This window comes from Bacillus sp. SA1-12 (assembly GCF_000981385.1).
Taxonomy (GTDB): Bacteria; Bacillota; Bacilli; order Bacillales; family Bacillaceae; genus Metabacillus.
The window spans coordinates 43,279-67,370 of record NZ_LATZ01000129.1 but is presented as its reverse complement, the minus strand read 5'-3'; the positions used below and the strand labels follow the sequence as shown (position 1 = coordinate 67,370).

Here is a 24,092-nt window from a genome sequence, read left to right as displayed (position 1 = left end):
GGGTCGAGTAAAATATGATATATATTTATTTCACTATACAATTAGAGCTTGGAATATCTTTTTTTGCTGCATTTTTGGTCAGTTGATCTTTAATCGTGATGCATACTGCGAAACTTTGGGTGTATATATATTTTTGACTTTTTACTTAGATAGATAAAAAAATCCTTCACTAATTCGATTAGTAAAGGATTTTTTTATTATGTAAATTATTGATATCTATTAAATAGACTTGATAAGATTGGAATTACGCTATCTCATGAAAAAAAGATTAAGAAGTATGAACAAAATGATCCCTTACCATTTTTCTATAAAAGAATTACCATTCAGGTGAGGTAAATCCGTAACATCCATTCAATTCAAAACTATTTCTATATGAATCTTTTTACGCAAAAAATGCTAAAAAGCAGTGCGATTTCAGGTGTGAAATCCCCTGCTTTTATTCTTGTTTTTATGTTTGCTTTTTCTGCGGTACTTCATAAGAGAACGAGCTTATGAAAAAGTGATGAACCTTTGTTTTGAGACAGCCTCTTATCCAACAAATCTTATACAGTTAAAGGCTCAACATGACGTAAAATCGTCTGTTTAAACTCCTCCAAAGCCTTGTCTGTCTCAATAGTATATCCACATTCAAGACCGACAAACCCATCATAGCCTGTTTCCTTAATCGCATTTAAGATGTTAATATAATTCAGTTCACCTGTTCCCGGCTGTTTACGGCCTGGATTATCTGCAATATGGTAATGGCTGATCCGGTCGATATAGTTTGTGGCATTGCGGATTACATTACCTTCTGTAATCTGTTGGTGGTAAACATCAAATACTAACTTAACATTCGGACTATTTACTTGATCAATAACAGCTGCCGCTTCATCTGAAAATTGAAGAAAATGTCCTTGATGGTCAACTAGTCCGTTTAATGGTTCTACCTCTAAAATAATGCCTGCATCCTCACAAAGAGGAGCACAGTGTTTTAATGTTTCGACCATCGCGTTCCTTTGGATTTCACGTGGAACACTTTCAATTACATTCCCTGTTTGGGTAATAATTGATTTTATCCCAAGTATTTTACAAGCCTCAATTGTTTGCTTTAAACCTGCTAGATACTCCTCACGTTTCGTTTCATCTACTAAGTTAAAAACCTTTGTACATGTAGCAATAATTCCTACACCGATTCGTTCTTGCTCCTTTGCTACCTGCTCTAAATCTAAATCCCACCAGCCGTAATACTCAAGCCCATGAAACCCATGTTCCTTTACTTTTTCAAGATGATAAACCACATCTTTTTCTTTATAAGCTCCTATGCAAAGTGAGTATTTCATATATGTGACAACTCCTTCAAATTAATCGGCTTTCCAATTTCTGCTGATTTATTAGCGGCCAATGTGACTTCATGTGTTATAAGAGCATCTTGATAGTCTGATAAAATCTTCGAGGAATCCCCTGTAAGAATAGCATTTATAAAGACTTCATCCTCTACGAAATATGGGCTGATTCTCTCCTTATACTCATTAATCGAATTTTGCCTGATATCCTTTATTCCACCGCTGCTGATTTCGAGAACACCTTGATCTGTGTAAATATCTAAGCCGACTTTATGCCCTACAGGTGACATGCATGTGTTCGAAATCGTCGCAATACTGCCATTAGCCAATTTCATCGTCACTGTTCCAACATCTGCAACGGTCGTTCCTTCTACTTTTTCATGCATCACTTGATGACCATATGCTGCAAACACTTCAACGATCTCACCACATAAATAACGTAATAAATCAACGATATGGGTTGTTTGTTCAACAAACTGTCCCCCTGATCCGGTTTGCAACCGCCACCATGGGACCATCGGCATGCCGCCCATCCAATATCCTAGAGCCATTCCAAGCTTTCGATCATTTAATAAGTCCATCGCTCTTCTCGTCGCTTCTTGATAGCGCCAATGATAGCCTACAGAGGTAATGAGCTTTTTTTGTTCAATCTTTTTAAGAATGTCTGTTGGAAGTTGATCAATTCCAAGAGGCTTTTCAACCAAGAATGGAATTCCTCTTTCGATGACTGCAATCTCGGCTTCACCATGGGCCATTGGCGGTACACATATGTAGACGGCATCGAGCTTTTGATCATCTAACATTTCATTCACATCTTTGTAAGCCTTCGCATTTTTCCATTCAAGCGCTTCTTTTTGAGCTCTTTCCAAGTTAATATCAAAAAAAGCTGTGACTTCTGCTTCCTTTATTTTCATTAAATTATTTAGATGTGCTTTTGCAATACCACCTGTACCAATAAACCCGATCTTTAGAGTCAAAATGATACTCCTCCCATTCTATATAATAGTGAAACTTCCATCCGTAAGTCCTTTTTACTGATGGTTAGATAAACTTATCACGCTTAAATCGCCACGTCCTGTCCTTCGATCATTACGGGCAGTTTTCCCTTTCTTTATTCTTCCTAGCTTCTCTAACATTTAAAATAGGGAGTTTTACTGCCCATTAAGATTGGCTTAAAAGCTGTTTATAAACCTTTTACCAAAGATAACCATAGAAAGCTATTAATCTTTAATCGCACCTGCTGCAATTCCTGAAATAAACTGTCGGCTGACAAACATAAATAAGATGATTAATGGAAGAGTAGCTAATAAAGTCCCTGCCATGACCATTCCGTAATCTGTATTATAGATCCCATTTAATTGAGATAACGTAACCTGTAACGTATGTTTGGTTGGATCGTTTAAGACCACTAGCGGCCATAGATAATCATTCCACATGCTGATGAATGAGAAAATTCCAAGAAAGGCTAACGCAGGCCTCAATATTGGCAAGGCGATGTTCCAATATAAACGAAAGTTATTGCAGCCATCCAATCTGCCGGCATCAAGCAGGCTATCGTGAATCGCTTCTTCTGAGTATTGCTTGATCCAAAAAATCCCGAATGCATTCGCTAATCCAGGAATAATTAGCGCCTGAAAGGTGTCGACCCAGCCCATCTTTGAAATCATGATGTATGAGGGAACAAACGATAGCTGAGAAGGAATCATCATCGTGATCAAAAGTGAGGTAAAGAGAAACTTTTTCCCAGGAAATTGAAATTTCGCAAATGTAAATCCAGCAAGTGAACAAAAGAATAAAATAGCAAGAGCTTGGGTTGTCGAAACAAAGATTGTGTTTAAAAAGGATTTAAAGAAATCGACATTCTGCAAAACATTATTTATATTTGTAAACAGTTCCGAACCAAATACAAGCTTAGGCGGAAATCTTAAAATATCGCTTGTCTTATTTGTTGACATGACCGCCAGCCAGTAAAACGGAAATATCGAAATAAATACACCTATCAATAAGAAGAAATGTAATATGACTTTTTTAATTGCTTCATTCTTACCATCCATTCAAAATCCTCCTCATGATCGTTACTTCGCTCCAGTTTTCTGAACAATTTTCCAATTTAGCAATGAAAACAGAGCAATAATGACAAAAAGCGCCCAAGATACAACAGCTGCATAGCCATATTGACTGTCACCGAATGCCTGGTTATACATATATAACGTGATCGTCAATCCAGCTCCGCCGACACCGCCGGAATTTCCAAGTAGAACTTGCGGTTCTGTAAATAGCTGCATCGACCCTATTGTTGTCATTAACACAGTAAAGAGAATAATTGGTCTTAAGAGCGGAATCGTAATATGGAAAAACATTTGCATGAGGTTCGCTCCATCCATTTTCGCTGCCTCATATAATGAATTCGGAATTCCTTGTAATCCTGCTAAATAAATGATTGCATTATAGCCAGTCCAGCGCCAAACGACCATTGATGCTATGACAATCTTGATTAAAAACTCTGATGAGAGCCATTCCAACGGCTCTAGACCAATCGTTGTTAAAACATAGTTCAGCAACCCATAATTATCGCCAAATATTGATTTGAAAATAATGGTAACTGCTACTATGGATGTTACATTCGTGACAAAAAACGATGTTCGATAAAACCCTTTGAATTTCAAGAATGGCGTATTTAGCAAAAAGGCAATCACTAATGCGCCGAACAGCATCGGAACAGTTGACAGAAACCAAATCGCAAACGTATTTCCAACAGACTGCCAAAACACTGTATCCGTTAGTAAATATGTAAATTGTTTAAACCCGACAAACTCCATTTCGCCAAGTCCGCCCCATTTATGAAAAGACAAATATAAAGAAAATAAAATCGGGAATAAGCCAAAAATTAAAAATAATAAATAAAATGGGGAGATGAATAGATATAGTGTTCGATTTTTATAGATTTCACGCCACAAGCTTCCCTTTTGAGATGGCGTCATTTGCTGAACGCTTGCAACTTTTTTCGTATTTGCAACATTATTCATAATATCCCTCCTTAAAAACCTGTTTCTTGGTTATAACAAAAAGCACTAGGATGAAACAGGGTATCTATTTTACCTAGTACTTTTTGCTTTTTTCTATTTATTATCGTGAAAGCTCTTTTTCGACCTGTTTCAATACATCTTCCCAAGCCTTGTCAGGGTCAAGATCTTGGTTAGCCACATTTGTTAACTGATCAGTGAACAACGTATTTACCGAACTGTAAGTTGGCCCAAAATAGCGCGGTTTTACATTTTCGGCAGATTGGCTAAAGATTTCCGTAGTGTTTTGATTACCAAAAAACGGTTCTTCGCTGCTCATTTTTGGGTCCTCGAAAACACTAGGAGTTGATGGGAATAAATCCATTGTCGTATACGCCTGCAGCTGATTTTCCGGACTCATCAGCCATTTGATTACTTCATATGCCTCTTCTGGATGTTTAGAGGCTTTAGTAATGCCAATGAACGAACCGCCATTATTTCCATCTCCACCAGGAGCCCGGGCAACACGCCATTTTCCTGACGTATCAGGTGCTGCTTCTTCCAGGATTTTCTTTGTCCATACGGCACCGATAAATGAAGCAATTTCTCCATTATTCATACCGGCATTCCACTCAGTACCGTCTACCAAGTTTGCGGCTAAGCCTTTCTCATGAACGGACATGGCCATATCCCATGCTTTTTTAACATTTCCTCCATCGCCAATAAAATTGTCTTTTTCGTCGAAGTAAACGCTGTCACTTTGACTGATATATTGAGTAAACACACGATTAATACTATCGAACATTTTTACGCCTGTTGCAGCCTCCAGCTTTTCACCGGCCTTGATATATTCCTCCCATGTAGAGAGCTGTGCGGAAACTTCAGCAGGATCTGTCGGCAAGCCCGCTTTTTCAAACAAGTCTGCTCGATAGAATAAAGCAGTTGGGCCTGTATCGATAGGCAGTGCAATTAATGTCTTTTTATCTGGTGTTAATGTATAATTCCATTTCCAATCTAAATATTGGTCTTTTAATTCATCTGCACCATAGTCTAGTAGATTCACAAATTGATCAGAGTAAGGAAGAAATTCATTTGCCCAATCATTTAATGCAACAATATCTGGTGCTCCAGATCCTGCAGCTAGGGTTGTTTGCAGCTTCGTTTTATAGTCTGCTCCATCAATTTTTTGCGCTTTAAGGTCTACATTTGGAAATTCTTCCTCAACCTTTTTGAGCAGCTCATCATCAAGTGAACGGTTCCAGTACCATAGGGTTAGCGAAACTTTCCCATCACTATCAGAACTAGATTGTGAGGAACTGCTACAGCCTGTAATTGTAAAAACTAGTATTGATACTAAAAGAAAGCTGATTATTTTTTTCATCCCATAACACCCCTTGTCTTGTAATAACTACTGTGACCTAAAGATAGCTGCTTTCTGTACTCACCCCCTTGAAAGTACCCGCAACATTATGTATCCGCTTTCATATGGGTCTAAAAAAATATATAATTGTCTCTAACAAACTACTAAACCCAATAGTAAGCTTGTCAACTTTATAATAGTATTAGTCTTATCAAAGCATCAAGGGCTTATTTGAACATAAGGTTGGACAATCTGAACATGAAAGGAAGCTGTCTCATGAACGAATTACCTATCCGTTTTATAACCACTCAGTTAAATAAAGATCTGATCCCATTGCAGCTGTATACGGTGGGTTCCAACATCCAGAATGCCCTTCACAGACCTATGGGCTTTTCTGCAACTCAAGTGCTCATTACACTTAGCGGCAGCGGAAGAATCCGGATCAAGGGGCAGCATGACCGTGTGGCAGCAAAGAAACATGCTTTCATTATTTATGAAGGTATCCCTCATGAATATTTTCCAATATCGGATGAACCATGGCTCGTAGGTTTTATTTCAATCAGAGGTGCTTCTGTCCCTACAATGCTGCAAAATATGGAATTAAAAAACGGTGAGGTTTTACCGATTAATGAGCTGGAGCTGCTTTGGAATTTAGCAGAACATATTTGGGCATTAGCTGAACATAATCAACCAGAGCTGATATGGAAGCTTTCCGAATTACTCTATTCCTTTCTATTAGAGTTTAGAAAACAAACACTCTTTTTTTCCTATCATACGCCAAAAGTTGATCGTTCGAATCCAAGTGAAGCCATTCTGGAGCATGTGACAACGATTTTAAAGGAGCATTATACACAACCTATTTCATTATCAGAGGTATCAAAGGCTTCTGGCTACTCACATCAGCATTTAAATCGATTATTTCGCCAATATTTCGGTGTTACTTTAAACCAGTATTTGCAGAACCTCCGCATTTTGCATGCAGTTGACTTAATTGAACGTAATAAGCATATCACATTGAACGAAATTGCAGATGAACTCGGCCTTGATTCAAGATATTTTACGAGATTGTTTAAAAAGAATATGGGGATGTCGCCAGGGGAATACAAGCGGAAGGTTCATTGTCAATAAGCTTTATCTATTCATTAAATCAAACAGAGGCAAAACCATTAAGACCGCCTCTCCCATTATACTCACTTTTCTATTACAAAGTTTTCTTACTATCTATGTCTTGTAACATTTAATACGAGTCTGTCTCTAAAAAGTCTGACCTAAAAGGTTTGAGACAGACTTCCTCTCTCTTTTAATAGCTGCACCTGCCATCCTATTAATCCTTCTACCGATTTTTATGTTTGTCCTATAGAAAAGCCGCTTCTAAAAGATTTTTTATTTAACCACTGTTAACCTAACCTGTTGACAAAAGCGAGCAGTCTAGGATTCTCCTTAGCGCTAAGGCTCTAACCTCATTTTTTTTTAGAAAAAACACAAATCTTATCATCCGCATATTTGCCCTGCCACATCAAAGTTTGCAAAAAAATTCTTGTATGAAATCGATGAGATTTTTTATTTTTTGTTCCAGAATCATAAGCTAAACCTTTGGAATTTAACAGAAGGAAAAGGAATATCATTATAAGAAAACCATTAAGAAAGTCTATAAAATAGAAGGATCAAAACGTTTGCTTGAAGCTGTTTAACTGGAGAAGGTGTTGAAAGGAGATATTATTATGGATAAATATGCAATAATAATCCCTGTCCTTAATCCAACAGAAAACTTAGTTGAATATGTTCACTCATTATTAGAAGCAGGTGCTGCTCAAATCATTGTTGTCAATGACGGCAGCAAGGAAGAATTAACGTATATTTTTACTCAATTAAAGAAGATGGCAAGCTGCACAGTGTTAACACATGACAAAAATAAAGGAAAAGGAAGAGCTTTAAAAACAGCTTTTTCCTATTTTTTAAATCATTTTCAGGATTTGCATGGAGTGGTTACTGCTGACGCTGATGGCCAGCATTCATTTGAAGATGTGTGCAAAGTAGCAAAAGCACTTGAAAACAAAAAGGGTGAACTCATCCTGGGAGTTCGTGATTTTACCGGCACTGATGTCCCTTTTCGCAGTTTGATAGGCAACAGGTTCACAAGTTTGATCTTTCAGATCTTATATGGGTATAAACTGCGGGATACACAAACTGGATTAAGAGGGATTTCTAAGTCTCATCTCCCCTTTCTCTTGAATATTAAAGGAGAACGGTATGAATATGAAATTAATATGCTTATTCATTCGAAAAAAATGAGTCTGTCATTCTTTGAACTTCCGATTCAAACCATCTATCTTGATCATAACGCCGGATCACATTTTAACTCGTTTGTAGATTCAATTAAGATTTTTATTAAGCTTATTTCTGGGTTTTTACATTACTCATACGCCATTATCCTTTCAGGCATCATTGATATAGGCAGTTTTATTTTACTTGCCAGCTTTCTTCTAAAAGGTTTGCCATTAGAAGCAAGAGTTTTTTATGCGACATTAGTTTCCCGAATGCTCTCTTCGTCTTTTAACTTTTATATGAATCGGAAGTATGTGTTTAAGGCCGGAAATCATTTTATCCTTTCAATGCTCAAATATTATGTTTTATGCTTTTGTATCATCTACGCATCCTATCTTCTCATTACGTCAGCCAATTTAGCTATTGGGATTCCAGTGATCATTGCGAAAATATGTGCAGATATCATCCTCGGTATCGCCAGCTATGAAATTCAACTTCATTGGGTCTTTAAAAATAATCAAAAAAACGTCGCAAAACAGTCTTCAGTAGGAGATCATCATGATGGGTAGGAACTACGGAAAAGTATTTCAATTTTTCCAAGGAATAATTCGGTTGGTCTATCCAACCTATCATGTCCAAATTCCTTTTGAACTGACGCGGCCAGTTGTTTATGTTTCACACCATCAAAATTTATTTGGACCATTTATTATATTGCTGTGGTTCCCTAAACTTCTGCGTGCCTGGATCCTCCATGTCTTCCTTGATCAAGAGACATGCTACAGGCAGTACGTTGACTACACGTTTACAAAAAGATTCGGTATAAACAAATATGCAGCAAAAATGTTCGCATTGCCGCTATCTTTTGCCATTACAACATTCTTAAGATCTGGCAAGGGCATCCCAGTATACCGCGGATCGAGAAAAATCATTCACACTTTCAGGTTAAGTGTTGATGCATTATGCAAAGGTGACAGCATTGTAATTTTCCCTGACATTGATTACACTGACAATTCTTCACAAATAAAAGAGATGTATGATGGCTACCTTTTACTAGACAAATATTATTACCAAGCCACAGGTGAGCATGTATGCTTTATCCCTCTGTATGTAAGTAAAAAGAAAAAATTATTGATTGCGAAAAAAGAAATTCGCTTTAGAGAAGGGGAAGATATAAACATGGAGAGAAAAAGAATATACCAAGAGATCATTGATACACTTAACCAGTTAGCCGAAGAATGTGGAGAATAACCCCCACTAAAATTCCTTTTATTCCATCTTTTTTATATTATGAACTTTTACAATTTCTGAAGGAAACGAAATGAATAAATCCATTACCAGGTAAAAAAGAAAGGCTGATCTCAAAAAGTCGTAATGATACGACCTTTTGAGGCAGCCACTTTATCAAAGGATTCACTCCTTTTTATATGGTGCGTTACTTGAAAAGAAATTGTCCGTTAGGAGTACCCATTGGAATTTAGAACAAATTCCCCATAAAAACCTTCGCTAGTGATCGTCTATCATAAATTAAACCACAAATGCAAGTAAATCTATATAAAGAGGTAGCAAGCACTTGCTTTCACATAACTCTTAAATTCCTAAACGAGTGTACTAGCAGCAACAGGTGGTGTAACCTCTTGCGGAATCCCTGGAACATACGGCTTCCCTGCTGTCAGTTTTGAAAATTCCTGTCTAGCTTGCTTGATAAGTTCCGGACTCATTAGTAAATCATATAGTGAAAGTGCCATTGTTTTAGCTGCTAAATGCATCCCTTTAAAGCCAATTGAGGAACCATAAGAAGCAGTTGCTTGCCAGGAATGCGCTTGTACACCAACTGGTGCACAAGTCGTCATGATCTGCCCGACCGGAGTAATCCAACTTACATCCCCCACATCAGTTGACCCGCCAACCGAAACTCCCTTTAAATGTTTGTGATTATCAAAGCTGATTGGCAAGATCTCTTCAATTAAGCCTCCATACTGTTTCTTTGACATTTCAACAATCTTTTTATCAACTGTACTTACTAACTCTCTGGCGAATTTTAACTCACTTTCATTAAAGTGAGGGGCCCCAGCTACTTTCATATTTTCATACATTAAACCATTCAATACATCATTTGGAAGCGTTTCATATGCGAAGGCCAATATTTCAGAACTAACTTCGGTTTCTGTCATCAAGGCAGCTCCTCTAGCTATCTTCTCTATTCGGACATGCATATCATCCACTTGCTCTTTGGTTGCTGCCCTCAAGTAATACCAAACACTTGCTTGATCTGGCACAATATTCGGTGCCAGCCCTCCATTTGTAATGACATAATGAATTCGGGAGCCATCCAGCAGATGTTCTCTCATATAATTAGCACCAACATTCATTAATTCAACCGCATCCAGTGCACTTCGGCCTGCATGCGGTGCTGCTGCTGCGTGGGCCGTAATTCCTTTAAAGTGGTATTTTACCGACACCATAGATTGCATACTCATATTTACCACAAAGTTTGAGGAACTCGGATGCCATGTTAACGCACAGTCTAAATCATCAAATACCCCTTCTCTTGCCATAAACGTTTTTCCCGAGAGGACTTCTTCTGCCGGACACCCATAATAACGAATCGTACCTGTTATCCCTTCGGCTTCCATCACTTCTTTCACCGAGATGACTGCTTCAACTCCAGCTGTTCCAAGCAAATTGTGCCCGCAGCCGTGACCTGGGCCATTTGGCACCACCTCATTATGAACAGCGCTTACTGTCTGTGACAATCCCGGTAATGCATCATACTCTCCTAAAATACCAATGATTGGTTTACCGGAACCATATTCAGCTACAAAGGCAGTTACAGCACCGCCGATATTTCTCGTTATTCTAAAACCAGCTTGGTTCAAGGTCTGCATTTGTAATTCAGAGGCATACTCCTCTTCATAAGCAATTTGTGGATTTTCCCAAATCTTTTGTGCCATACTCGTAAAAATTCCATCATTTTTATTTAGCCAATCTAAAATAGTATGTTTATTCATTTTCAACAGCTCCTTTTGTTTTAACATTCTCAAATCAAGCTTTTTTGGGATTCTTTCCTTTCTCCAGATAAATACACGCAGCAATGGTAACCGAGATACAGATAATTCCCTTAAAAAATGGCATGATGGGGGCAAAGTTAATGGCGACTCCGGCAATAATGGCAACGACTCCATATATTGGTTTCTTTATTGCAAATTGAGCCAAAATCCCCCCAAAAATAGCTGGAACAATATATTGAAATGCAGTTTGAATTGAAGGTGGAATGATGGAGATGAAAAAAGAGCCACTCGCAATAATGAAAGCAATTATCACAATATTGACCAAGGATGCGGCTGCAATGGCTAATGCTGCTGTTATTTCACCCTTTTTAGTCCCGGGCTCAGCACCGATTGCATTTTGTGCAGCCGCTGCAGCAGGGAGACACATATTTGCGATGTTTCCAGTCAAGAAAGCTAGATAAGTCCCGGACACACCAAGTGTTGGATAATAAGAAACGGGTTCTATCACCCATGCATAACCAACCATCGCAGCATATGCTAAAAATGCTGCAATAATAGGTTGCCAGCCTGGATGGAAGCCCGAAACAAATGATAAATACATAGGTAACATGACACTTAAAATAATAACCATCCACATTGTTATGCGGCCCCAGAAATGTGATTTCTGATGAAATTCTTCTATTTCTAAACTGTTTTTTACAGCTAAATCCTCTAATACCAATGCTTTTTTACTTATTTCCATGATGTTTGCCTCCTCTACGTTTATAATGAAATGAAGTACCCAACGGTCAATGCTGATAGAATGGAAAAACCAAGTGACCATTCTATCAGCCATTTCATATTCAGTTTTTTGGCGATTAATAGAATGATAAACATAGACAATGCTGCAGTGATGACAACAACAGAATTCGCTAACCCCTTCATTAATTCAGCACTGACAAAGTTTCCAAATACCCCTATCATAGCGGCACTTGAGATAATGGCCATCAAGCCTCCTCGACCGCTTCCTTTTTCGTTGGAAAATTTCTCCTGCATCTTGCCTAAAGATTTTGTAAAGAATACGGTAACCAGCAGCCAGCCTATTCCGCCTAAACATAGAGTCCAGACGATCAATGTATAGGCCTGTTCATTAAATCCATCTGCTCCAAGCTCTGTTCCGAAAGCTGTTGCTGCAAGATTTGCACCTGCAGCCTCTGTAGCAGAAGAGCCAATTACTACAGATCTCATAAATGTTAGAGGGTTACCCAGAAAGGTAATCAAAGAAATGGCAATAATCAAGCTGGACATTGCTGGCCCAATTGCATTGATGGCACCTACTTTGAGGGCACTCTTCATTTCTTTACCAGTCATTCCAACACTTTCTCTTGTTCTTTCCGCAAGCCTTATAAAGGTAATCGCTTGAAAAATAACAATGCCTATGACAATTGTGGCAAACACCCAGACCGGATAACTGTTGGCTAATCGCATCGCTTGTTCCAAGATTAATCCCTCCTAACCCATTTTTTTACCCTTTAGAATTCAGGTATGTAAGGATGTAAAAAATGGCAGAAGCCACATTCCCAATTTTTTATCATCCAGCAACCCCCCCTTCTTTTTTTACTTTCATATTTGAAAACCTGGTCATCGCTTCATTCTTCACTTTGGTAATGAATAAAGCTTTCGAAAACTTATTTTTCATTTAATAGCAATTAAGCAAGAATATCTATATGTATGTAAGAAAATTTACCATTGTTTTCAGTGCAACAGGGACAGAATTTTTTCTCCATTTAGGATTATTAACAAGAAAATCTTATATGATCTTGTTCATAACATTATAAAAACACCAAATAGATTGCTTTGAAATAGGCATCTATCACTTTCCTTCATACGGAATGCTAGAGGAAATAGATAAGTAACAATAGTTAAAAAATTCTTGAAAAATCTGTTTCCTACAAACTAACATTATGTAAACTTTCCTTCCAAGTCCAATCCATTAAACGCCAATAATCAATATTCGCTACTAATCAACGTTAAATAATCTAACAAGTATCAAGACAAATGAAAATAATCAATCTATCATAATTTTTGTGAACAAACCAAACTAGATTCGGAGGAATGGTCGATGAAAAAACTTAAACAAACATTATTAGCCGCAACCGTAATAAGTTTTATGGTAGGCGGAGGAGTTTCCGTATTCAATGAAGTTAGCCCTTTAAGCACAGTTACATATGCAGCTGGTGAAAAGAAAGAGTCAAAAACAAAACAAACCATACAACCAAAAGTTAAAGTAATCGGTACAGGCGGTACCATATCGGGCGTTTCTACAGATGAAACTAGTTTTATTGATTATAAGTCAGGGAGTCTTGCAATTGAGGAAATGGTTAACCAATTGCCAAATGTAGACAAGCTTGCAAATGTATCAACCTATCAATTCGGAAACAAGGGTTCATCAGCATACACTTTGCAGGATCTTTATGACCTATCCCTAAAGGTGGATGAATATCTTAAGGATCATGACGGTGTTGTTATTACAACCGGTACGGATACAATGGAAGAGATTGCCTACTTTCTTGACCTGACTGTACAAAGTCCCAAACCCGTGGTTGTAACAGGTTCAATGAGACCTTGGACTGTAATTGGAAGCGATGCACAAGCAAACCTGTTTAACGCAATTAAATTAGCTGCAAGTAAAGAAACATCTTATTTTGGTACTGTTATCATGTTAAATGATACAATTCTCCCGGCTAGAGATGTCACAAAAACGAATAGTTACAGAGTTGATACATTTGAATCTCAAACTGGCACATTAGGTTACATAGATCAGGATCATATTCAAATTTATGAAGCTCCTGCCCGAGCATTAGAATATAAAAATAATAAAGAATGGAGAACTCCATTTAACTTAAAGAAAATTCCCAAAGAAGAATTAGTAAAAGTAGAAATTGTTTATTCTTACCAGGGAGCTGGCGGGGAGGCTATAAAAGCCTTTGCTGATTCAGGTGTAAAAGGAATAGTAACAGCCGGAACCGGAGCTGGCGGGATTTCTTCGTTGCAGAGTGCGGAAAGAATGAAAGCCATTGAAAAAGGAGTAACCTTTATGAGTACAACCCGTACTGGAAGTGGAAGTGTTTATAGTAGTGGTACAGGAATTATCCCAGCAGATAATTTAAATCCTCAACATGCCCGTATTCTATTAATGCTATCATTATCCTTCTCTAATGATTTTAATCAGGTTAAAGAATGGGCAGCAGAATATGGTGTTCGCCAAGTAGAACTTAACTAGATCATTTAAAAATTAAGAAAGCAACTATCACATAAAGTTAACTATATTAAACTTTCAAATGGAAGGGCTTTTCTACTAACGGTTGATTCATATTATTATTGAATCTAAGTACATCATCAGTGAGGCACAAACGATTTTATTCCTGAATATTATAAACATACCGTTCACCTATGACATAAAAAGCCGATCCTGAACAAGAATCGGCTTTTTTATGTTGTATTCTAACAATTTCACCTAATAATAAGGACATGTTCTTCTAGTGCGGATAAAGTGCGTCAAACTCATTACCGCATGGACCTGAATCAGAATTCGTTTCCGGCTCTACCTTGCTGCCGTTTTGTCGATATAGCGGGCTGTAATAATGGCCGATTTTGGTTGTCGATTCTCCTGCATAGTGACAAATAAACGACCTCCGAAACCGGTCCTTTGATTTATTCCGATAAGAGCCGTGAATTAAATTTCCGTTAAAAAACAGAACATCCCCTTCTTCCAAAATCGCAGGTACTGCTTTTAATCCCTTTGGCACCTTAACAAAGTGCTTTGTAAAGGATTCTTTTTCATCGGCTAATTCCGGACAATAAATATCATCGTTGTTTGTCTTTGGCACAACGAGCAATGTGCCATTTTCTTCATCAGCCCTGTCCACGGCTGTCCATGCTGCGATACATGTTCCCGGCTCAACTTTTAAATAGAAATTATCCTGATGCAACGCTTGGCCCCGTGAACGCGGAGGTTTAAAATAAAACATGCTTTGCGCAGCTAATGCTTCCTCACCATATAAATCAGCTAAGATGGCCATTACCTTTGGATGAAGCATGTATTTCATGGCCACATCATTTACACGATGAGGCTGCATCATTCGCGGATAGCGCTTTAGCGGATCATCATTCTCCGATTGTTCATCTATGATCGGTTCAAAGCAACCAGGAATCGGCTTTTTGCTCATTTCCATAAAGGTCTCCTCAATTTCTGCTATTTCCTCTCGGCAAAATACCCCTTTCATGATTAAATACCCTTCTTTTTCAAACTGTTGCTTATGTTCTTCAGAAATGGTTCTTAATCCTTCGATCATCAGATCTCATCTCCCTTTCCCCTTTATCGGGTTGTTACAAATAGTGTATAAATTTACGGGTCATTGTTGAAGTAACAATATAGCTAAAAACTATAACAATCCTGCTATAATGAATGGTAAACAATCAATCTTTCTTTAGGAGGGCTTATGATGCCGAAGCATGATTTCCCAACAGATTACGTCATTTATCCAGAGCCAGGGGTATTAATAGCTGGACATTTTCTTGTAAAAGATTCCTATCAAGCGGTTCGTCCAAATGGTATGGGTGATTGGCTCATTACATTTACGCTCGATGGAGAGGGATACTTTACTGCGGAGAACGAACGGATAACATGCAGAAAAGGCGATATTACATTATTAAAACCAGGGGTTTCTCATCAATATGGGACTAGCAAGGGAAAGGAATGGCATTTTCTATGGGCTCATTTTTCACCTGAACTTATTGAAGCAAAATACCTCTCAGATCATAAACTTATCAATCTAACCTTTGAAAATGAGTATGCTCGAACTCGTATAAAAGATGCCTTTGAACGACTTATTCAAGATTACCGGGAAAGAAATAAATATTGGTATGAACTATGTCAAAATTCATTAAAGGAAATACTTTTACTTATAGCTCAAAGGCAAAATCATTCCCTAGATCCGCGGGTTGAGGAAATCCTTCATATACTATCAAAGCGAATGAACCAAACATTTACTATTGATGATCTTGCCAAAGAAGTTGGGCTATCTCCATCACGACTTTCCCATTTATTTAAGGAAAACACCGGAAAATCGATTATGGAAACATTTATTCAAATGAGACTAAATCAAGCAGCACTTCTGCTAGAGCACACAGACCGAAATGCATCCGAAGCGGCAGCAGAGGTTGGTTTTGAAAATTATAATCATTTTGCTATACAGTTTCGAAAACGGTTCGGTATGTCGCCAAGGGTTTATAAACAGCACAAACAAGAAACTGAATAATCTTCAAATTGCTTATTATTGCTAAATCTAATAATTGGGTAAGGAATAGACCATATTAAAGACAAAATTACATAATTTTTTTACCTGTTCTTTTTATCTAATATAAAATCTTTGACAAACTCACTAAAATGATGTAAATTATCCGATGGACGAACAATAAAACTTGTAAGCAATTTCATTATTCGTATTTAGGGGTGTATAAATTGGAAAATGTATTTGATTATGAAGATATTCAATTAATTCCGGCAAAATGTGTGGTTAATAGCCGATCAGAGTGTGATACATCAGTAACATTTGGAGGACATACGTTTAAGCTTCCAGTTGTTCCTGCAAATATGCAGACCATTATTGATGATAATATTGCGGTTTATTTGGCAGAAAACGGTTATTTCTATATTATGCATCGTTTTGAGCCAGAAAAACGTTTTTCCTTTATTAGAGAAATGAAATCACGTGGCTTAATTGCTTCGATTAGTGTTGGTGTTAAAGAAGAAGAGTATCGATTTGTGGAACAATTAGCTGAACAACAGCTTATTCCAGAATTCGTTACAATTGACATTGCCCATGGTCATTCAAATGCAGTGATTGAGATGATTCAACATCTAAAAAAACATCTGCCAAGCAGCTTTGTGATTGCCGGAAATGTCGGAACTCCAGAGGCAGTTAGAGAATTAGAAAATGCCGGGGCAGATGCAACAAAGGTAGGGATCGGACCAGGTAAGGTTTGTATCACGAAAATCAAAACAGGATTTGGTACAGGCGGTTGGCAATTAGCTGCACTTCGCTGGTGTGCAAAGGCAGCAACGAAACCAATTATTGCTGACGGCGGAATCCGTACACATGGTGATATCGCAAAATCAATTCGATTTGGTGCATCGATGGTCATGATCGGTTCATTATTTGCCGGACATGAGGAATCTCCAGGACAAACCTTTGAGATTGATGGAAAGCTTTATAAAGAATACTTTGGTTCAGCATCTGAATTTCAAAAAGGCGAACGAAAAAATGTCGAAGGAAAGAAAATGCATGTAGAGCATAAGGGATCTTTAAAGGATACATTAATCGAGATGGAACAAGATCTTCAATCCTCTATTTCCTATGCAGGAGGAAAAAATCTTGATGCCATCCGCCATGTCGATTATGTTGTGGTGAAGAATTCAATCTTTAATGGAGATAAAGTTTATTAAAAATTTACTTTAACAAAAGGAGAGTCTTCAAGGCTCTCCTTACTTTTTTCCTTTGCTTTCTTTTTCAAGAAGCCTTCAAATTTTACGAACAAAACCAAAGAAAAACGGAATTGATTGTCAGCAGCTGTGACCATCCTAATTAATGGTACGAACTAAACCAAAAAATCTCCAATTCTCAAAATGGAAATAAAAGCTTTTTAAAGTTTAAGTAGTTCAAAATAAACTGCCTGTCAAAAAGATGTGTTACTTTCAGTTGTTCCTCTCCGTGCAGAAATAAAATTTTCGATATGACGTTTTGCCGGAGCAGCATGAATCGCTCCCTTAACTGAGGCAGTTAGTGCTCCGCTTGCGTTTGCAAAAGTGAGGATCCTCTCATGGTTTTCACTAATCTTTTGACATAAATTTTCAAGTGATATGTCTATAGCTAATAATTCAGACAAAAAGCCGCCGATAAAGGCATCACCCGCACCTGTTGTGTCAGCAACCGTTATCTTAAAGCCCTTGTCTTCATATCTTCTTCCGTTCTTTAAATAAATAACGGCACCCTGACTTCCTCTTGTATACACAACAACTTTTACATTCCCAACAAAAAGAGATTCGATTGCTTTATTCTCTGCTTTAATTCCAGTTATAAAGGTTAATTCTTCATCAGATACTTTTACGATATCAGCAAGTGGCAAGAAATCATTTATTGTTTGACGGCAGCTTTCCGCATCAGACCATAAAGGCAGTCGTACATTTGGATCAAAACTTATGATTCCGCCTTTTTTCCGTACATTTTCTATCACTTTAATATGCGTTTGCTTCATGGGACTTTCAATTAAATCTACTGAACAAAAGTGAAGAAGGTCCCCTTTCTGAAACCATTCTGAATGTACCTCTTCTGGTGAAAGCAATAAATCTGCCGCATTTTTACGATAAAAACTAAAGCTTCTTTCCCCAATTTGATCAACAGATACAAACGCCAACCCTGTCTCACCTTCATCGCTTCGTAAACAATAGGTTGTGTCAACTTCATTTTCTTTAAGAACATCGATGATATGATCGCCAAAATAGTCATTGGCAATTTTGGTTAACATGACAGAACGTCCCCCGTATTTTGCAACGGCAATGGCAACATTCATAGGAGCCCCACCAGCCACACGCTCAAAATTCGTTACTTCTTTTAGTGATTTATCCTTCTGTCCAGGAATAAAATCAATTAGTGTTTCACCAATACAAAAAACCCTTTTCAATGCTTTCCCTCCAAAGCAAAGAACAAGTGAGAAACACTTGCCCTTTGATCTTATTTACTTCCATACATCCTTCAAATTCCAATAAGTACATTCACTTACCTGTCCAGTACCATTTACAGCAAATAATTCAATGCCCAATCTTTCTTCCTTTGGATAAATGCGGCTTGTCATTGTTGTTTGCCCATCATTGGCAAATACCTCAATAGAGGATCGATCAATAAACACCCTTAGAGAAAGCCGCTTGCTTGATTCGATCTTTTTCCGTCTAATACCATCTTTGTCTTTACCATGCTTAGAGCAATCAAGTGTTAACTTTTGATTGTCGATTTGATACATTAAAAGCGTCTCTTCATCATTTAGACCACGAATTTTTAGACCAACAGCTTCAGCAGTTGCAGCCGCTAAGTCAAATTCTACTTTTAATTCAAGCAGGTCCGCGTTTGTTTCTACTAGATAACTTCCAGAAATAGATTTGTTTTCACAGATATGATGTTCAGCTTCACGTAATAATGTTAATTCTTCAACAGGTTTCATCAATAATTTGTTATTTTCCGCTAATGTGAGCTCCCTTGGCAATGTTAAAGCACCGCACCATCCATCTTCCTTAGTTGGCATGTCTGATTCCCACATATCCATCCATCCTATTGCGATGCGGCGACCTTTATCATCAAGGAAGGTTTGCACGGCATAAAAATCATGTCCATGATCCAATTCCTTAAACTCACCATACGAAAATTCGAGTGTTTCATAGCTGAAATCTCCTATAAGATAACCCGTTTGGAAAAGATTTTGATAGTTTTCACCATCTGCTTTTATTCCCTGAGGTGAAAATAATAGGACATATTTTCCGTTTATTTCAAAAAAGTCAGGACACTCCCACATGTAGCCTTCATTTCCATTACTTTCAGCCAAAACGCCAAGGTACTCCCATTGACGCAAATCCTTTGATTTATACAGAACAACCTTTCCAGTATCTTCTTTTCGCGTGCCTAAAACCATATACCAGTGGTCCTCGTGCTTCCACACTTTTGGATCACGGAAATGCCCTGATCCTTCTTCTGGATGCTTGGCAATAACCGGATTGGCAGCTTCCTTGGTAAAATGAATCCCATCTGTACTAGTTGCAATGCATTGTGATTGGTCAAGAATATCTTTTTCACGATCAACAAATAAATTTCCCGTATAAATTAACGTAAGAGTTCCATTATCATCTACGGCACTGCCGGAAAAGCAGCCATCTTTCTCATATGCTTCAGTTGGGGCAAGTGCAATCGGCAGATGTTCCCAATGAACCAAGTCTTTGCTTTTCACATGTCCCCAGTGCATCGGTCCCCAATGTTCATCATAAGGATGATGCTGATAAAAGACATGGTACTCCCCTTTATATTGGATTAAACCGTTCGGATCATTAATCCAATTTGCTGGAGCCATAATATGATAACCTAATCGATATCGCTCATTCATTTTTTCTTTTGCCTTCTTTAGTGCTTCTCCTGCTTGGTGAATTTCAGATTGTTTTAACATATTTTTCCTCCTAGACAACTTTTTGTAACAAGTCGATTTTATTCTTCGACTTTTTATTCTTATTTGAATTTAATAGAGTAAAGATTGAGAGAATGGTAAAGCATAATACAACAAGTCCCATTAAAATATAAGATTGGCGAAATCCTACCATATCGTACATTTTTCCAGCAATTGGCGAAAGTATCGACGCACCTACCTGTGAGGCAAATTGAAAACCGACTAGATATAAAACAGATGACAAGCGTGTATCAAAGTTAGCAGCTAAATATTTAAAAATCGCGATGAGCATAATCGGCAATTCTAAGGCGTGTATTAATTTCATTGATGAAATACCGATCGGTCCGCCAACAAGACCTGAGCCAATAATTCGGAAGGCCATTAGAAAACCTGCCAAAATTAAGCTGTTCTTTGCCCCAAGCTTATTAACCACAAAAGGTGCAAGAAACATCATCCCCGCCTCTAAAAAGACTTGAAATGAGTTTAAGTAGCCAAATACTTGATTTCCGATAGCTTCATTCGGGAATAGCGAAGAATAGTAGATCGGAAATTGTTGATCATAAACACTGTAAATACAGGTTACTCCTACCACATATACCATCAAGAACCAGAAGTCCTTTAATAGAAAGAGCTGACCAACATCTTTTAATGTAACGGAATCGGCTCTCTCCAGCTCATCATTTGTCATTTCAATCTTAACGGATAAGATAATGGCAACTAAAATAACTGCTGAAATAGATGCAAGCCAAAAGTTGATCGTTGGATTGATATTAAATAATTGACCTGCGAAAAACGTAGCTGCCGCCCAGCCCAATGAACCCCACATTCTTGATTTTCCATATTCAAAACCATACTTACGGCCGATTTTTTCTATATAGGACTCGATCGCACCAATCCCAGCTAAAAAGCCAGTTCCAAGATAAAGTCCTCCGACAATTGCCCCCGCAAACACATTATATTGCAATAAAGGACCATAAACATAAATATAAAATGGTCCGACAAATACTAGCAAAAGACTGATAAAAAATAAAATATTTTTCTTTAAACCTATTTTGTCAGAAATATATCCATATAAGGGCTGCATACATAAAGCAAATATAGCGTTTACAGAAAAGATAATCCCTGTATCTGCTCCGCTTAAATGAATCTCTTGATCCAGCCAAATCGAAAAAAGCGAATAACTGGCAGACCAAGTGAAAAAGAAAAAGAAAAAATAGGCGCTTAATTTCCAATAAAGACTTTTTGATTTATTCATTATACCTTCTCCTTCATACTAAATGATAACGAAAGCACTTTCAAAAACATTGTATGTCAACCGCTTTCATATGTCAACGGGTTGACACAAAATAAAAATAGTCTTTCTTTAAAACTATTAACTATTTAGAACAAGGTTATGATCTCATCGCCAATTGTCCCGCCTGAAGTAAATAAGAGGTTAGAGGAAAGATTTAAGGCAAGCAGCAAATCAGCGATTGCCTTTATTTCAACATTCTTTTTATCTTAAAAGCAAGAATACTTTAGAAAAGAGCCTAAAACAAAAAACATTGCCAAAGAGCAATGTTTTTAAGCTGTCGATCCTTTTATTACGCTTATAGGAAGGAGGGTTTCAACCGGAAGCTTTGTGAATTCCCCTTCTATTCCCTTTAGTAAAATATCAATTGCAGCTTGGGCAATTAGGCCGATTGGCTGCTGAATGGTTGTTAACTCAGGTAATAAGGTTTGTACTGTTTCTGTTCCATCATACCCAACAACCTTTATTTGATTCGGCACATCCTTTCCAAGCCTTTTAGCTGCATTGATAAAAGATGCTGCAAACAAGTCGTTTGTTGCAAAAACACCATCAACTTCCGGACATTCCTGAAACAAAGTATGTATGACATCTTCCTGACTCTTACGGTCAAATACTTCTGGGATTTCATAAATGACAGGTTCCATACTATGACTTTGCAAAAGATCTATATATGCTTTCCTTCTTAATCTGGCCGGTGTTTCTAATTCCCCAACCCCATCAATGAGAACAATGTTCTTACAACCTTCTGAAATCAATAATTCCGTTGCCATTTTGCCTCCCTCATAATTATCCGAGCATACAACAGGAATGTTTTCAGAAAGATAACGATCAATAGCGACAACTGCTAAATTTTGTTTGTGATAATCCAAAATGCCCCGGTTATGTGTCCCAACGATAATGCCATCAACTTGATTTCGCAGCAGCATCTCTAAGTACTTTTCTTCTTTATCGATCTGATTTAAACTATTGCAAAGCAATACTTTAAAACCCTGCTCTGCGCAAATCTTCTCAATATGAAACGTTAGTTCTCCAAAAAAAGGATTGGAGGTTGTAGGTAGGATGACTCCAATTAAGTTCGACCTTTTATTAAATAATGATCGTGCCACATCGTTAGGAAAATAGTTAAGTTCATTCATTGCTTGTTGAACTTTTTCTCTTGTTTCATTGCTTATATAACCGCGATTATTTAAAACGCGCGACACTGTTGTTGGCGAAACACCAGCTAATTTTGCTACGTCTTCGATTTTAGGCTTCATTTCTAGTTCCTCCTGCATTCAATACAAACACTATTATAACAAAATAATCACGAAGTCTTAGCAGAGCTCTTTTTTGCAAAGCTGACGTCTCTCATAAAAATGAAGGCAAAAACAATCAACGTAAGAAACATCAAGATAGAACTATATAGAAACACTTCTCTCATCCCAACTGACTCAGCCGTCATACCGCCAAGAATACTTCCCGTTATCCTAGCGATTCCCAAGCTGATTAAGCCATACATCGTTTGACCGGAAGCCTTTAGCTCTCTTGGAACCTCTTCATTAATAAACATCGCCATTGTCACCATTAATACGATAAAGATCGCCCCATGGAACAATTGAATTGGCAATACGAGATAAGGACTTTCCACAAAATAAAAACAGAGCCACCTCACCCCTGCAAAAAAGGCAGTGCTTAATAAAATAAGAGGTACTCCAAACCGCTTAATAATCTTATCGGCAAAAAGCAGAAATGGGATTTCACTTGAGGCTGATACTAACATTGACCATCCGAGCAATGACGTATCTGCCCCCAATTCTTTATAAAAGATCGGGAAAAATGCATAATAATAACCTAATGAAACCTGAACTATAAAACTTAAGAGAAGAAGAAGGACGAGTTTACGATTTTTAAAAACAACCCAGATCTTTACTTTATTGCCGCTCGCCTGATGACCTTTTACTTTAGGCAATTTAAAGCTAATCACCATGGCAAGCAGCATGATCAAACAATATACGATAAAGATCGAATCAATTTGATTCCGGGCATACAGGCCAAAACCAACTGACATGAGCGCAAATCCAATGGTTCCCGCTAAGCGAATCGGCCCAAAATTCCATTTTGTTTCCGATAAATATTCAAGTGTAATTGCATCACCCATTGGGTAAACGGACGTTTGGAAAAAAGTAACTAAGCACATGATGACCAGCAAATAAACGAAATGATTGGATAAAGGAAAAAACAATACTGAGAGAGCACTCCCAAACATTAATAGCTGTAAAACACTGTTCTTTGTTTTAGAACGATCCCCAATACTCCCCCATATCGGCTGTGCCAATATCGCCATAAGCGGCCCAAAACTGAGCAAAGCAGCAATTTCGGTTTTACTTAAATCAATACTATCTAGATAAACAGGCAAAAAGGTTTGAAATACGGCATTCCCCATATAAGCAACCGCATACAAAATGATGAAAAAGAAATAGATAGTTGAAGACTTGCTGTCCACAAGATTCACCTCAGGTATAAGAATAAGATGGTATTTATTGTACACCTAATCGGTAATGTGCCGCTACCTATTTACATTTAGTTTCATAGAAATATAGGCATAAAAATACCCAGGAGATA

Annotated in this window: 20 protein-coding genes; 6 read left to right on the top strand and 14 right to left on the bottom strand. The window is 37.7% G+C overall.

Annotated features, from left to right (window positions below; genetic code table 11):
* Positions 1-542: 542 nt before the first annotated feature.
* The 5 genes from WQ54_RS26000 to WQ54_RS25980 form a co-directional block, all read right to left on the bottom strand.
* Positions 543-1,319 carry a hydroxypyruvate isomerase family protein gene (locus WQ54_RS26000; protein WP_046588811.1) on the bottom strand — a complete coding sequence of 259 codons (777 nt, stop codon included), beginning with the start codon at positions 1,317-1,319 and terminating at the stop codon, positions 543-545.
* Positions 1,316-2,299 carry a Gfo/Idh/MocA family protein gene (locus WQ54_RS25995; protein ID WP_046588809.1) on the bottom strand — a complete coding sequence of 328 codons (984 nt, stop codon included), beginning with the start codon at positions 2,297-2,299 and terminating at the stop codon, positions 1,316-1,318. Before WQ54_RS25995 ends, WQ54_RS26000 begins: the two co-directional genes overlap by 4 nt.
* Positions 2,300-2,542: 243 nt before the next feature.
* The gene (locus WQ54_RS25990) at positions 2,543-3,376 is read right to left on the bottom strand and encodes a carbohydrate ABC transporter permease (RefSeq protein ID WP_046588807.1); all 834 of its coding nucleotides are present in this window, start codon (positions 3,374-3,376) and stop codon (positions 2,543-2,545) included.
* Positions 3,377-3,397: 21 nt separating this feature from the next.
* Positions 3,398-4,303: a carbohydrate ABC transporter permease gene (locus WQ54_RS25985; protein ID WP_197089677.1), complete on the bottom strand. Its 906-nt coding sequence runs from the start codon at positions 4,301-4,303 to the stop codon at positions 3,398-3,400.
* A 145-nt stretch (positions 4,304-4,448) separates the two neighbouring features.
* A complete protein-coding gene (locus tag WQ54_RS25980; RefSeq protein ID WP_046588806.1) occupies positions 4,449-5,705 on the bottom strand; it encodes an ABC transporter substrate-binding protein in 1,257 nt (418 codons plus the stop codon).
* A 255-nt stretch (positions 5,706-5,960) separates the two neighbouring features.
* Between WQ54_RS25980 and WQ54_RS25975 the strand changes: the two genes are divergently transcribed.
* The 3 genes from WQ54_RS25975 to WQ54_RS25965 all read left to right on the top strand — a co-directional run bounded on the left by WQ54_RS25975 (position 5,961) and on the right by WQ54_RS25965 (position 9,197).
* Positions 5,961-6,812 (top strand): AraC family transcriptional regulator, encoded by an 852-nt coding sequence (locus WQ54_RS25975; protein WP_046588803.1) that lies wholly within the window; start codon positions 5,961-5,963, stop codon positions 6,810-6,812.
* Between the two features lie 593 nt (positions 6,813-7,405).
* Positions 7,406-8,518, top strand: coding sequence for a glycosyltransferase (locus tag WQ54_RS25970; protein ID WP_046588801.1), 1,113 nt, complete (start codon positions 7,406-7,408; stop codon positions 8,516-8,518).
* Entirely contained in the window at positions 8,508-9,197 is a 690-nt protein-coding gene (locus WQ54_RS25965) for a glycerol acyltransferase (protein ID WP_231597655.1), read from the top strand. Before WQ54_RS25970 ends, WQ54_RS25965 begins: the two co-directional genes overlap by 11 nt.
* 347 nt (positions 9,198-9,544) lie before the next feature.
* Here WQ54_RS25965 and WQ54_RS25960 read toward each other — a convergent pair whose 3' ends face one another.
* Genes WQ54_RS25960 through WQ54_RS25950 form a run of 3 tightly spaced genes read right to left on the bottom strand, consistent with a single transcriptional unit; the run spans position 9,545 to position 12,436 of the window.
* Positions 9,545-10,957, bottom strand: coding sequence for an amidohydrolase (locus WQ54_RS25960; protein ID WP_046588798.1), 1,413 nt, complete (start codon positions 10,955-10,957; stop codon positions 9,545-9,547).
* A gap of 34 nt (positions 10,958-10,991) precedes the next feature.
* Entirely contained in the window at positions 10,992-11,699 is a 708-nt protein-coding gene (locus WQ54_RS25955; RefSeq protein ID WP_046588797.1) for a hypothetical protein, read from the bottom strand.
* A 20-nt stretch (positions 11,700-11,719) separates the two neighbouring features.
* Positions 11,720-12,436 carry a DUF5058 family protein gene (locus WQ54_RS25950; RefSeq protein WP_052737978.1) on the bottom strand — a complete coding sequence of 239 codons (717 nt, stop codon included), beginning with the start codon at positions 12,434-12,436 and terminating at the stop codon, positions 11,720-11,722.
* A 622-nt stretch (positions 12,437-13,058) separates the two neighbouring features.
* Between WQ54_RS25950 and WQ54_RS25945 the strand changes: the two genes are divergently transcribed.
* Positions 13,059-14,219: an asparaginase gene (locus WQ54_RS25945; RefSeq protein ID WP_046588796.1), complete on the top strand. Its 1,161-nt coding sequence runs from the start codon at positions 13,059-13,061 to the stop codon at positions 14,217-14,219.
* Between the two features lie 256 nt (positions 14,220-14,475).
* On the opposite strand, the gene WQ54_RS25940 is transcribed toward WQ54_RS25945, so the two are convergent.
* Positions 14,476-15,291 carry a phytanoyl-CoA dioxygenase family protein gene (locus tag WQ54_RS25940; protein WP_046588795.1) on the bottom strand — a complete coding sequence of 272 codons (816 nt, stop codon included), beginning with the start codon at positions 15,289-15,291 and terminating at the stop codon, positions 14,476-14,478.
* Positions 15,292-15,438: 147 nt separating this feature from the next.
* Between WQ54_RS25940 and WQ54_RS25935 the strand changes: the two genes are divergently transcribed.
* Together WQ54_RS25935 and guaC are read left to right on the top strand one after the other, a co-directional pair.
* Positions 15,439-16,257, top strand: a complete 819-nt coding sequence (locus tag WQ54_RS25935; RefSeq protein ID WP_231597654.1) for a helix-turn-helix domain-containing protein — start codon at positions 15,439-15,441, stop codon at positions 16,255-16,257.
* A gap of 203 nt (positions 16,258-16,460) precedes the next feature.
* Positions 16,461-17,444, top strand: coding sequence for a GMP reductase (gene guaC / locus WQ54_RS25930; protein WP_046588791.1), 984 nt, complete (start codon positions 16,461-16,463; stop codon positions 17,442-17,444).
* A 230-nt stretch (positions 17,445-17,674) separates the two neighbouring features.
* On the opposite strand, the gene WQ54_RS25925 is transcribed toward guaC, so the two are convergent.
* The 5 genes from WQ54_RS25925 to WQ54_RS25905 form a co-directional block, all read right to left on the bottom strand.
* A complete protein-coding gene (locus WQ54_RS25925; RefSeq protein WP_046588788.1) occupies positions 17,675-18,679 on the bottom strand; it encodes a carbohydrate kinase in 1,005 nt (334 codons plus the stop codon).
* Between the two features lie 54 nt (positions 18,680-18,733).
* The gene (locus tag WQ54_RS25920; protein WP_046588786.1) at positions 18,734-20,203 is read right to left on the bottom strand and encodes a glycoside hydrolase family 32 protein; all 1,470 of its coding nucleotides are present in this window, start codon (positions 20,201-20,203) and stop codon (positions 18,734-18,736) included.
* Positions 20,204-20,213: 10 nt separating this feature from the next.
* Positions 20,214-21,455: an MFS transporter gene (locus WQ54_RS25915; RefSeq protein WP_046588784.1), complete on the bottom strand. Its 1,242-nt coding sequence runs from the start codon at positions 21,453-21,455 to the stop codon at positions 20,214-20,216.
* Between the two features lie 308 nt (positions 21,456-21,763).
* A complete protein-coding gene (locus tag WQ54_RS25910; protein WP_046588783.1) occupies positions 21,764-22,747 on the bottom strand; it encodes a LacI family DNA-binding transcriptional regulator in 984 nt (327 codons plus the stop codon).
* Positions 22,748-22,794: 47 nt separating this feature from the next.
* Positions 22,795-23,973, bottom strand: a complete 1,179-nt coding sequence (locus WQ54_RS25905) for an MFS transporter (protein WP_084822329.1) — start codon at positions 23,971-23,973, stop codon at positions 22,795-22,797.
* Positions 23,974-24,092: the final 119 nt, after the last annotated feature.

Excerpts from the sequence above, each read along its gene's own strand:
- WQ54_RS26000 (WP_046588811.1), bottom strand. The coding sequence starts at position 1,319 with ATGAAATACTCACTTTGCATAGGAGCTTATAAAGAAAAAGATGTGGTT.
- WQ54_RS25990 (WP_046588807.1), bottom strand. The coding sequence starts at position 3,376 with ATGGATGGTAAGAATGAAGCAATTAAAAAAGTCATATTACATTTCTTC.
- WQ54_RS25985 (WP_197089677.1), bottom strand. The coding sequence starts at position 4,303 with ATGACGCCATCTCAAAAGGGAAGCTTGTGGCGTGAAATCTATAAAAAT.
- WQ54_RS25980 (WP_046588806.1), bottom strand. The coding sequence starts at position 5,705 with ATGAAAAAAATAATCAGCTTTCTTTTAGTATCAATACTAGTTTTTACA.
- WQ54_RS25975 (WP_046588803.1), top strand. The coding sequence starts at position 5,961 with ATGAACGAATTACCTATCCGTTTTATAACCACTCAGTTAAATAAAGAT.
- WQ54_RS25970 (WP_046588801.1), top strand. The coding sequence starts at position 7,406 with ATGGATAAATATGCAATAATAATCCCTGTCCTTAATCCAACAGAAAAC.
- WQ54_RS25965 (WP_231597655.1), top strand. The coding sequence starts at position 8,508 with ATGATGGGTAGGAACTACGGAAAAGTATTTCAATTTTTCCAAGGAATA.
- WQ54_RS25960 (WP_046588798.1), bottom strand. The coding sequence starts at position 10,957 with ATGAATAAACATACTATTTTAGATTGGCTAAATAAAAATGATGGAATT.
- WQ54_RS25955 (WP_046588797.1), bottom strand. The coding sequence starts at position 11,699 with ATGGAAATAAGTAAAAAAGCATTGGTATTAGAGGATTTAGCTGTAAAA.
- WQ54_RS25945 (WP_046588796.1), top strand. The coding sequence starts at position 13,059 with ATGAAAAAACTTAAACAAACATTATTAGCCGCAACCGTAATAAGTTTT.
- WQ54_RS25940 (WP_046588795.1), bottom strand. The coding sequence starts at position 15,291 with ATGATCGAAGGATTAAGAACCATTTCTGAAGAACATAAGCAACAGTTT.
- WQ54_RS25935 (WP_231597654.1), top strand. The coding sequence starts at position 15,439 with ATGATGCCGAAGCATGATTTCCCAACAGATTACGTCATTTATCCAGAG.
- WQ54_RS25920 (WP_046588786.1), bottom strand. The coding sequence starts at position 20,203 with ATGTTAAAACAATCTGAAATTCACCAAGCAGGAGAAGCACTAAAGAAG.
- WQ54_RS25915 (WP_046588784.1), bottom strand. The coding sequence starts at position 21,455 with ATGAATAAATCAAAAAGTCTTTATTGGAAATTAAGCGCCTATTTTTTC.
- WQ54_RS25910 (WP_046588783.1), bottom strand. The coding sequence starts at position 22,747 with ATGAAGCCTAAAATCGAAGACGTAGCAAAATTAGCTGGTGTTTCGCCA.